At 57.7% G+C, this 9,882-nt stretch carries 10 protein-coding genes and 1 tRNA gene; 5 read left to right on the forward strand and 6 right to left on the reverse strand.

The features are described 5' to 3' along the window. Positions 1-94 precede the first annotated feature (94 nt). Positions 95-889, forward strand: coding sequence for an ABC transporter ATP-binding protein (locus AC559A_RS10610; protein ID WP_498817899.1), 795 nt, complete (start codon positions 95-97; stop codon positions 887-889). A gap of 22 nt (positions 890-911) precedes the next feature. Here AC559A_RS10610 and AC559A_RS10615 read toward each other — a convergent pair whose 3' ends face one another. From AC559A_RS10615 to AC559A_RS10630, 4 genes are all read right to left on the reverse strand, one after another. Further along, complete coding sequence (locus tag AC559A_RS10615; protein ID WP_498817900.1) at positions 912-1,391, reverse strand: hypothetical protein; 480 nt, start codon at positions 1,389-1,391, stop codon at positions 912-914. Beyond that, positions 1,391-2,032: a flagellar brake protein gene (locus tag AC559A_RS10620; RefSeq protein WP_498817901.1), complete on the reverse strand. Its 642-nt coding sequence runs from the start codon at positions 2,030-2,032 to the stop codon at positions 1,391-1,393. Before AC559A_RS10620 ends, AC559A_RS10615 begins: the two co-directional genes overlap by 1 nt. Before the next feature lie 59 nt (positions 2,033-2,091). Then, on the reverse strand, positions 2,092-2,880 hold the full coding sequence (locus AC559A_RS10625; RefSeq protein ID WP_156932907.1) for a hypothetical protein: 789 nt from the start codon (positions 2,878-2,880) through the stop codon (positions 2,092-2,094). A 107-nt stretch (positions 2,881-2,987) separates the two neighbouring features. Next, positions 2,988-3,683 carry a VTT domain-containing protein gene (locus AC559A_RS10630; RefSeq protein WP_084031960.1) on the reverse strand — a complete coding sequence of 232 codons (696 nt, stop codon included), beginning with the start codon at positions 3,681-3,683 and terminating at the stop codon, positions 2,988-2,990. Between the two features lie 611 nt (positions 3,684-4,294). Here AC559A_RS10630 and AC559A_RS10635 point away from each other — a divergent pair. Continuing rightward, entirely contained in the window at positions 4,295-5,890 is a 1,596-nt protein-coding gene (locus AC559A_RS10635; protein ID WP_498817902.1) for a sigma 54-interacting transcriptional regulator, read from the forward strand. A 69-nt stretch (positions 5,891-5,959) separates the two neighbouring features. Here the strand turns inward: AC559A_RS10635 and AC559A_RS10640 are convergent, their stop codons facing one another. Together AC559A_RS10640 and AC559A_RS10645 are read right to left on the reverse strand one after the other, a co-directional pair. Then, positions 5,960-6,745, reverse strand: a complete 786-nt coding sequence (locus AC559A_RS10640) for an ABC transporter permease (protein ID WP_498817903.1) — start codon at positions 6,743-6,745, stop codon at positions 5,960-5,962. Further along, on the reverse strand, positions 6,742-7,668 hold the full coding sequence (locus AC559A_RS10645) for an ABC transporter ATP-binding protein (protein ID WP_028572022.1): 927 nt from the start codon (positions 7,666-7,668) through the stop codon (positions 6,742-6,744). The genes AC559A_RS10640 and AC559A_RS10645 overlap by 4 nt, the downstream gene beginning before the upstream one ends. A 348-nt stretch (positions 7,669-8,016) precedes the next feature. On the opposite strand from AC559A_RS10645, the gene arfB reads away from it, so the two are divergent. From arfB to AC559A_RS10660, 3 genes are all read left to right on the forward strand, one after another. Continuing rightward, complete coding sequence (arfB, locus tag AC559A_RS10650; protein WP_498817904.1) at positions 8,017-8,448, forward strand: alternative ribosome rescue aminoacyl-tRNA hydrolase ArfB; 432 nt, start codon at positions 8,017-8,019, stop codon at positions 8,446-8,448. After that, positions 8,445-9,572 carry a metallophosphoesterase gene (locus tag AC559A_RS10655; protein WP_498817905.1) on the forward strand — a complete coding sequence of 376 codons (1,128 nt, stop codon included), beginning with the start codon at positions 8,445-8,447 and terminating at the stop codon, positions 9,570-9,572. The genes arfB and AC559A_RS10655 overlap by 4 nt, the downstream gene beginning before the upstream one ends. A gap of 82 nt (positions 9,573-9,654) precedes the next feature. Beyond that, positions 9,655-9,731 (forward strand) — tRNA-Met (locus AC559A_RS10660). Positions 9,732-9,882: the final 151 nt, after the last annotated feature.

The following is a 9,882-nucleotide window of genomic DNA, read 5'->3' on the forward strand; positions in this document are numbered from 1 at the left end:
ATTACTTTGTGCTGAATAGTTACGATTAAACAGTCAAGGTAGAAGGGCCTGACCGAATTGTCAAAACCGCTGCTCGCAGCTAGAGTGCCCCGAAATGCCCAGCATAACGCCCCCTATTCTGGATATCCGCGCGGCCACGGTCTACAGAGGCCGGAGCCGGGTTTTTCATGACCTGAACCTGACCATTGAGCATGGTCAACACACGGTACTTCTCGGCCCCAACGGTGCCGGAAAGACGACCCTGCTCAAACTGTTGTCCCGTGAACTCTATCCCGCGGCGGAGCCGAACACGGTCCTGCGATTGTTCGGCCGGGAAAGATGGGACGTCTGGAAACTGCGCTCCCGGCTGGGCTTCGTCTCCTCCGACCTGCAACAGGACTATCAAGGCACGGCCAGCGGGCGGGAAGTGGTCCTCTCCGGGCTTAGGTCATCCATCGGCACCTATGCCCATCAGCGGTTCTCCCGCGAGGAACACGACCGGGCCGAGCTGATCCTGAAACAAATCGCCGGGGCGGACCTGGCCCAAAGACCTTACGCATCCCTGTCCACGGGACAACAACGCCGCCTGCTGCTGGCCCGCGCCCTGGCCCATGACCCCGAGGCCTTGCTCCTGGATGAACCCACCTCGGGTTTGGACATCGCGGCCTGCTTCCACTACCTGGCCACGATCCGCGAACTGATGCGCCGCGGCAAAACCATGATCCTGGTCACCCACCACATCCACGAAATCCCCCCGGAAATAGACCGGATCGTCCTGCTCAAGAAAGGCCGTATCGTGACTGACGGCCCGAAACAGGACGTGCTCACGGAACAGGCCCTGACCGACCTCTTCGCCGTCCCCTTGCGCCTGCTGGAATCCGGCGGCTTTTATCAGGTGGTTCCGGGCTGACCACAGTCAACGGCTTTCCGGGTCAGGACCACAGAATAGTGCGCACCCGGGATTCCAGAGGCAGATCCAGTTCTCGTGCCAAATCGGCCGCTTCAGCCCTGGCCTTTTCCAGGCCAAAATGCACTCCCGGCAAAACCAGCCGAGTCCGGCCCCGCAGCTCGATCACATGAGCCAGATAGACGGGTCGCAAGTCCCCGCCCAGTACGGTCGCAACGCCCACGGCCCGAAAATCGCTGAATAAAAATCCCCGGTGACGCTCCCGAAACAGAATCCGCCGATACTGCTCCACCACATCGGCCCGTTGATCAATATGCACCTCATGTCGATATGAGAGGCAGCCCGCGGCAACCACCGACAGGACCACTCCAGCGAAAGCGCTGAGTTCCCCTCCCGGACGCAACCACATCCAGACCAAAAACAGGAGCAGGGCCATTCCGGCGGCAAACCGGCCGATGGTTCGGCTAAGCCCGGAATCCGCTCGAATATCTACCAAAATGGCCATCAATCGGCATCCATGAACATCCGCGTTTGTTCGATGTAAGTATTGATCCGGACCAAAAGATCGTCCGGGACATGGGAAAACATCAAACCAAGACCAGTTTTCACACCATTTTTGTTCAATTGCTTGACCGTGCAGGAAATTTCCGCTTGATCCGACGCAAACAGCAGGGGGCAATGCAAGACCACTTGACTGCCGATTTCAGCACTGAAGGTGTGATTGTCCGAGACGGGCAAGGCGATGTTGCATCCGGATCTGCTGATGTCTGACAAGGCTCCGGGAAACGAGACGTCGTTGAGAATCACCGAAGCCGGAAACAGGCAAGCCACCCGGTCGTCTTTGCGCAAGTTGAAGGACTCAATCTGTCCGGGATATTTCAAAAACAGAAGGGAATACGGCGTGAAGGCGACGTGCTGAATCTCTGAGGTGAAGCCCATAACCGTCCCGGAATGGATATACCGGACCGTCAACGAATTCCCCTTGTACAGATGTTCCAGAAGCATCGGGCGGTTGACATCTGGAACCAAAGGAAAAGTAGTGATCACGCAGCGCCTGTTGATGTAGCCGACGAAAAAGGACTGGAGCTTGTCCCTGATTCCGGCCAACTCCATCAAGACTTTTTTCCCGACCACTATTTTACCCAATGCTCACCTCTTCATGCCGCTAGACTCGGGAAATCGTCAATACTCAATGGAAACGTGTGCTACAACGTGAACGAATCGTAGACTCGAAAAAGGTCCTCGTAAGCGAGTCCCTTGCGAATGCCCAAAAACATCTCCACGGACATTTCCATTTTGTTTTCCATGTCCGCCAAAATTTCCTTGCGCAGCAGGATCAACCGGTACTTTACGAAATCGTGTTCAAACCCATCCTGGATCAGGGCCATGCCCTCGGAAAAATAATAGGACCGGATGTATTCGGAAAACACGACCATCTTCTTCAGATCATTGCGCCGGGCGAACATGGAGTAAACCATCATGTTGATGATCAAAGCCTCGATCTTCATGGATTGATCGATGAGCAGAAAACGCTCCCTGGTCTTGGGATTGTCCAGACTTTGAAGGGCTTGTTGGGCGATCTCAAAGACTTCCTTCTCGAAAATCGGGGAGATGGAAAACCTGGATATGATGCGGATCAAAACTTTCTGCGGGTTTTCATTGTCCGCGATGCCCAACAGGCAAATGGCCAGCAGATCCAGCTTGCGGTGCAGATCCCGCAGCAAATTGCGCTGCTTGATCCCGGCCAGGCGTCGACAGTCTTCCGGAGAAAGGCCGGACTGCAGAAGCTTCAGCAGGTGTTTGATGAACGGCTCGGTGGCGTGCTTGGCCTCTTCGGGTAGAATTTTTCCATTCTTCCGTTGATCCAGGGTCTTTTTCAAAGAAAGCCAGTACGCGGCCACTGCTTCCAGGGGGGCATGCACCAAGTCGAGCAGCCGCCCATCCTGCTGGCCGCCCTGCGCGGAAGTATATGATTTCGCCAAGTTGTCACTCACGATCGCCTCGCGGTCTCCATAAAAAGTCTGAAAGCACACTCAATTCCATGCTCGACAACCGGAACTCCGTATTTCTACCCGTGGCGTGACATCAACGACTTCGATCATCAGCTTGTCGACTGTGATCCGCCAAATGCCTTTTGCAGAACAAAACCCGCGACGAACAAGCCCGCGAGGACCAACAACGGCCACATCACCTCCAGGCTGAACAGTTCCCCGGCCTCGTCGGCGTCCACGACGTTATGCAGGATGGAGGCGTACAGCATGCCTTTGACCAGATACCCCAGAATCGCGCTGAAAATGAAACGTTTCAGGGGGATCCGCAACAACCCGGAACCGTAATTGATCACGGAATGGGGAAAGCCGGGCAAGGTGCGCATGGCGCAAAGCATCAGGAAGTTCGTGTTGCTCCGCAAAACCCTGTACACCTTTTGCCGCTGAACCCGTTCCACCCAGGAAACAGCCAGCCTTCCGGAGAAGTAGTAGGCCGCCATACTGCCCATCACGCCTCCGGCGGCGATCATCGCCGCTGCCGGCAGCGGGTCGTAGAGCAGCCCGATGACCAGAAACATCACCGAACCAGGCAGGGCGAAGGCGAAAGGCAGGGCCTGGGCCAGGATCAATATCGGCACGAGCCACCAGGCATGGGTCCATTGAGCGGCCTCGACGTGGACCACGCTCCAGTCAAAAGCCGCTCCGAAAGCCGCCATGACGGCCAGTATCGCCACCGCGAAAGTCCAGCCCGCGATGGTCAGCGCGGAGGGCCCGAGCCCCCGTCCACCGACACGACTCATCAGCGACATAATTCCTTCAGCAAGAGTAACTATTCAGCACAGCCTGGGTAGAGCCTCATTCCGAAGCTGGATTCCCGCCTTCGCGGGAATGACATGTTTTTAATGCCGTCTCCGAGCCAGTCATACCCGCGAAGGCGGGTATCCAGGCCACTTTTACTCGGATGAGCTGAGTAGTTACCAGCAAGATAATGTTGTTCAAAACAAATGGTTGCGATGCCGCAAAATCAAGACAAGCCGGACCGCGAGCGAAGAGATACCGCGAAGCAGGTTAGCTAAGTGTTGAAAAAGTCCTTATCCGGCAGTCCGTTCAAAAACCCCAAGTGCAAGGAGCAAAAAAAGTTCAAGGTCGAAGCGTATTTATTCATACGTGAGAGTTTGAACTTTTTGCAGCGACGCAGCAATTGGGAGTTTTTCAACAGACTGTTAGCGAAAAGCACGGATCAGGTACAGCCCACGGTCGAAACAAACACTCTTTACATTAACGTAAACATAGAATCACTGATTACCCATTTTTGTCGGTCAAAAATGGGTAACAGTGTGGGAACTGCAAATAAAATTCATACAATTTAAACAATTACCATTTTTGCATATCTGGAATACTTTTTGCGATATCCGAGAGTATGCGTCCAGACACCAGAGATCTCAAGCTGAAAGTCCTTTCCAGCATCAGTGAAATTATCGCCAACCTGCCGGACCTGGAAAACACCCTCAGGGATGTGCTGCGGATCCTCTCGGAGACGCTGAGCATGAAGCGGGCCACGGTGACCCTCCTGGACCGCAAGACCGGCATGTTGTTCATCACGGCCTCTCATGGACTGACCGGGGAAGAAATGCGTCGCGGGGTGTACCGCCTGGACGAGGGCATTACCGGGAAGATCTTTCAGACCGGCAAGCCCTATGCCATCCCGGACATCCGCAAAGAGCCGCTGTTCCTGAATAAAACCCAATCCCGAACCCTGGAAAAGCAGCACCTGACCTTCATCGGCGTTCCGGTCATGCTTCAGGGACAGGCCATCGGGGTTCTCAACGTGGACCGTCTTTTCGAAGACCATGTCTCCTCCCAGGAAGACATCGAATTCCTGCAGGTCGTGGCCGTGCTCATCGCCCAGTTCATCAGTCTGAACGAGAAGTTCCAGGAACTACGGGCCGAAAACGCGTCCCTGCGCTCCAAAGTCTCCAGGAATTCCGATGGCCCCTACATCGTCGGACGCAGCCTGGCCATGCTGGAAGTCCAGCGCCAGATCGAACGGGTCGCCCCGACCAAGGCCACGGTGTTGCTCCAGGGCGAGTCCGGCACGGGCAAAACCCTGATCGGGCGGATCATCCACGACCTTTCCGAACGGAAAAACTTCCCGTTCATCAAGGTCAACTGTGCTTCCATCCCGGAAAACCTTCTGGAATCAGAGCTGTTCGGGTATGAAAAAGGGGCGTTCACCGGGGCTATGGGAACCAAGCCGGGGAAGTTCGAGGAAGCGCACAAAGGATCCATTTTTCTGGACGAAATAGGCGAACTGCCCTTGGGGTTGCAGGCCAAGCTACTCCGGTTCATTCAGGAGAAGGAGTTCGAGCGGTTGGGCAGCAATAAGACCCGCAAGGTGGACGTGCGCATCCTGGCGGCCACGAACAAGGACCTGGAAATCCTGGCCAACCAGGGGGCTTTCCGTCCGGACCTCTACTACCGCCTGAACGTCTTCCCCATCCACACCCCGGCTCTGCGGGAGCGCAAGGAGGACATCGAAGGCCTGCTGATCCATTTCCTGCGCAAGGTCAGCCGGGAGTACGACCGGGAAATCCACTTCTCCGTGGAGGCCCTGGAACAGCTCAAGGGCTACGATTGGCCGGGTAACGTCCGGGAGATGGAGAACCTGATCGAACGGCTGGTGATCCTCACCGAACAGGACCGGATCCAGCCGGAGTTGATCCAGCCCTACCTTTCGCCCCGCCCCGGAACGACCGAAGGCCCGGTTCACGGCCAGGGCAAGCTTGCCCCCCCCGGCACCTCAAACAAACCGGCCCTGCTGCGGGAGATGGAAAAGCGAGAGGTGATCGCGGCTCTGCGCCGCAACGACTGGATCCAGGCACGGGCCGCCAAGGAACTGGGCCTGACCCAGCGCCAGATGGGCTACAAGGTGGCCAAGTTCGAACTGGACGCCTTGGTTTCCGTGCAAAAGGTCAAAGCCAGAAAGCGCAAAGTCGAGCAGCCCACCGAAGCTTGACGGCCAAGGAAGCCCACCTCGCGGCCCCCTCGTTTCCCACCGGACACGCCATCGTTTCCGGATGAAACACTACTTGACCAGCCGCCGCCGCATCGCCCGGATCGCCAACATGAAAAACACCCCACTGAACAGGAACAAGTACCCCAGGCTGATCACGGCACTGCTCTCCATCCGGCCCATGGTCGCCAGCCTGGACAGTTCTACTAGGTGGTAAAGCGGCGACAGCCAAGCCACGACCTGGGCCCATTCCGGCAACCCGGCCACCGGAAAGAACGTCCCGCTGAACAGGAACAGCGGGGTGACGAACAGGAAGATCGGCAGGTTGAACATGTCGATGCTCGGCGTGATCCCGGTAAAGTACATGCCCACCGAGCCGAAGACCATGCCGCCCAAAAAGGCCAGAGGCAGAATCCATAGCCCCTCGGGCAGACGAACCAGCCCGAACAGGGCGATGACCATCAGCATCAGCCCGGCGGCCAGGACTGATTTGGTCGCCCCCCAAAGGATCTCCGCGGTGATGATCTCCTCCAGGGACAGCGGCGTGGAGAGCATGGCGTCGAAGGTTTTCTGGTAGTACATGCGCACGAACGAGGCGAAGGTAGTCTCGTAAAAGGCGTTGAACATGATCGCCACGGCCAGCAGGGCCGGAGCGATGAAGGCCACGTAGGTCAGGCTTTCTCCGGCATAGAACACCTCCCCCACCAGTCCGCTGAACCCGATGCCGAAAGCCAGGAGGTAAAAAAGCGGCTCCAGCAGCGGAACCAGGAAGTTGACCTTCCAGATCCGCCGGTACACCACCAGATTACGCAGCCAGACACGCAACAACCGCAACGAATACCTTCCGGTCCGGATCATTCTCGCAACCCCCTTCCGGTCAAGCGCAGGAACACGTCTTCCAGGCTCCCCTGACGGAATGTACAGGTCTGGGCGCAGAATTCCTCCCGCAACCGGCGTTCCAATTCCGGCCCGAGGGTGTTGTAGATGATGATTCGCTCTCCAAGATCATCGTGGGCCAGACCGTGAGAACGGACAAACGCCCGCAGTTCCTCGGTAGGTGACTCCACCTCCGCCACCGAATCCCCGGCATGCTCCCGGATCAGTTCCCGCGGCGTCCCCTCCACCAGCACTCGTCCGTGGTCCACGATGATCAACCGGTCGCACAGCCAGGCCGCCTCCTCCATGTAGTGCGTGGTCAGCAGCATGGTCAGCCCCCGGCTTCGCAGCTCCCGGAGCTTGTCCCAGACCTGATGCCGGGACTGCGGGTCCAGGCCGGTGGTCGGCTCGTCCAGGATGATCAGCTCCGGCTCGTTGATCAGGGCCCGAGCCAGCATCAACCGCCGGGCCATGCCTCCGGAAAGGTGCTCCACCTTGGCCTGTTTCTTGTGCTCCAGGGCGAAGTACTCCAGCAGTTCACGGGTCCGTCGTCCGGCCACAACCTTGGGCAACGAAAAATATCCGGCGAAGATCAGCAGGTTCTGCTCCACGGTCAGATCCGGGTCCAGGGTGTTCTCCTGCTGGCAGACCCCCAGTCTGGACCGAACCTCCCGCCAGCCCTGCCCGATATCCAGCCCGAAAACCCGCATGCTTCCGGAGGTCAAGGGGGAAAAACCGTAGATCATCCGAATAGCCGTGGTCTTCCCCGCCCCATTGGGCCCCAACACCCCGAAAAACTCCCCTTTCTCCACGTGAAAGCTCAGGTCGTCCACGGCAGTGAACGACCCGAATTGCTTGCGCAGATTGCGGGCCTCGATGATCGGCGGGTTGGACTGAGAGGCCATAAAAACCATATTATCCCTGACTCCATTCACAAAAGTGTCCTGACAGATCGACAAAGGCCGCGCGCATGCATTCCCAAAAGCGACGCACGAGCCAAAGTTCATTCTTGCCTCGTGGCCCGGCCTCGCGCCTTGATAGCAACAATAGCCCCTTCGCCCCACTCAAGCAATCACTCGCGCGGCCTCGACCATACGCGGCAGAACTCCATTGAAAAACCTCGCTTCGTATACTCGACACTCCATTCTTGCTCCCCACCCCCTCAAAAGGTAACCTCAACCAACAAAGGCCGGACGCCCCCCTCTTCCTGCAATCGTTGACTTCCAGGCAAAAATCATTTCCCGACCAATTCCATGCCCCCTTTCCCAATATCTCTTGACCAACTCGAACGCTCTCCCGACGTGGAGATGGAGTTTCTGCGCAGTTCCGGACCGGGTGGGCAGAATGTGAACAAGGTTTCCACGGCGGTGCGCCTGCGCTTCACCGTTCACTCCACCCCTCTACTGTCCGAGGATGTTCGCCGACGTCTGATCATTCGGGCAGGCAGGCGGATGACCGACGAAGGGGAGTTGATCATCGAGGCTCGCCGGTACCGGACGCAAGAGCGCAACCGTACCGACGCCTTGCTTCGGTTGGCGGAACTGATCGCCGAATCCTGGCATCCGCCCCGACCGCGCCGTCCCACCAAGCCGACCCTGGCGGCGCGACAACGCAGACTGGATCGGAAGAAACGGCGCAAAAGCGTCAAACATACCCGTAAAACCGTGGACGAGGAGAAAGGATGACGTTTTTTCAAATCGCGGGCCTGGTCTATCTGTCCATGCACCTGCTGGTCTGGGCGCGGATGGGCGCTCAGCTCGGCCTCGGACTTCGGAAATGGCTGATCGGCCTGCCGGCGGTCCTGGCCCTGACCGCGACCCCGTTTCTGGCCTACCTGATCCCGGCGGACTGGCCTCAGCCCTTGGTGCGCATCCTGTGGTGGCTGGTCTTTGTCTGGATGGGGACGGTCTTTTATCTGTTCTGGCTGCAAATCCTGAGTATGGTCTTGCAAGCCCTGCTCAAACTTCCGCCCGCGGCCAAAACTCGTTGGTTCCCCCGCGGCCCGCGCCAACTGCTCACGGTCCTGGCCCTGACAGCGATCATCGTGCTCTACGGCCTGTACGCGGCCACGCAGTGGGAAACGCCCCGGATCGAAATCCGCACGCCTCTGGTAACCGCGGACACCCGCATCGTGCTGGTCAGCGACACCCACTTCGGCGTAATGACCCGGCAGACTTGGGTAGAACGACTGGTCGGGTTCGTCGATGAACTGGAGCCGGACTTGGTGCTGCTGGCCGGGGATCAGATCAACGACCATCCGGAGTGGCTGAACCCCAAGGCCTCTGCCATGGCCCGCCTCGCCCCACCTTTGGGCGTTTTCGGCGTCCTGGGCAACCATGAATTCTACGTCGGCTTGCAAACCAGCCGAACCTTTCACAACCTGGCCGGAATCCGCCTGTTGCGCAACGAGACCTTGATCCTGCCGGACACGGGCATCCAGTTGATCGGCATCGACGATCCGACTTGGGGCTACATGGACCGCGAATTCATGATCCGCCACCTGGACCGGCTCACTCCCGAACTCTCGCCGGACCACTTCCAGATCCTGCTCACCCACCGGCCCTGGGCCTGGGACGAAAAAGCCGCGCCCCTGGGCATCCACCTGATGGTCGCGGGCCACACCCACGGCGGCCAGATTTTTCCATTCCACTGGTTCGTCGGAATGCAGCACAAATATCTCGCCGGTCACTTCCAGCAAAGCGACAGCCACCTCTTCGTGACCACCGGAGCAGGCACCTGGGGCCCGCCGCTGCGCGTCGGCGCACGTCCTGAAGTCGTGGTCATCGACCTAATCCGCGACGCGAATTAATTTTCTCGGCCACAACTACTTGCCAAACGAAACCCAAATCTATATGTAACCAAATTCTTGTTCGGGAGGCACTCCCTCCAAGGGCGAGGTAGCTCAGGTGGTCAGAGCATGCGGCTCATATCCGCAGAGTCGGGGGTTCAAGTCCCTCCCTCGCTACCAAGCAATCAAAAGGCACCGTTAAAAAACGGTGCCTTTTCTTTTTTCTTTGCTGAATTCCACTAGTGTCCCAACATTGTCATTGCCAAGACATGTATTTGTTTGAAATTAATGGATTAATAGGAGTTTTTGCCATGTAACGACTTGAAAGGCT

Source organism: Desulfonatronum zhilinae (assembly GCF_900182865.1).
Lineage (GTDB): Bacteria > Desulfobacterota > Desulfovibrionia > Desulfovibrionales > Desulfonatronaceae > Desulfonatronum > Desulfonatronum lacustre.

Coding starts and splice junctions, on each gene's coding strand:
- AC559A_RS10635 (WP_498817902.1), top strand. CDS start 4,295: ATGCGTCCAGACACCAGAGATCTCAAGCTGAAAGTCCTTTCCAGCATC.
- arfB (WP_498817904.1), top strand. CDS start 8,017: ATGCCCCCTTTCCCAATATCTCTTGACCAACTCGAACGCTCTCCCGAC.
- AC559A_RS10630 (WP_084031960.1), bottom strand. CDS start 3,683: ATGTCGCTGATGAGTCGTGTCGGTGGACGGGGGCTCGGGCCCTCCGCG.
- AC559A_RS10645 (WP_028572022.1), bottom strand. CDS start 7,668: ATGGCCTCTCAGTCCAACCCGCCGATCATCGAGGCCCGCAATCTGCGC.
- AC559A_RS10615 (WP_498817900.1), bottom strand. CDS start 1,391: ATGGCCATTTTGGTAGATATTCGAGCGGATTCCGGGCTTAGCCGAACC.
- AC559A_RS10655 (WP_498817905.1), top strand. CDS start 8,445: ATGACGTTTTTTCAAATCGCGGGCCTGGTCTATCTGTCCATGCACCTG.
- AC559A_RS10640 (WP_498817903.1), bottom strand. CDS start 6,745: ATGATCCGGACCGGAAGGTATTCGTTGCGGTTGTTGCGTGTCTGGCTG.
- AC559A_RS10610 (WP_498817899.1), top strand. CDS start 95: ATGCCCAGCATAACGCCCCCTATTCTGGATATCCGCGCGGCCACGGTC.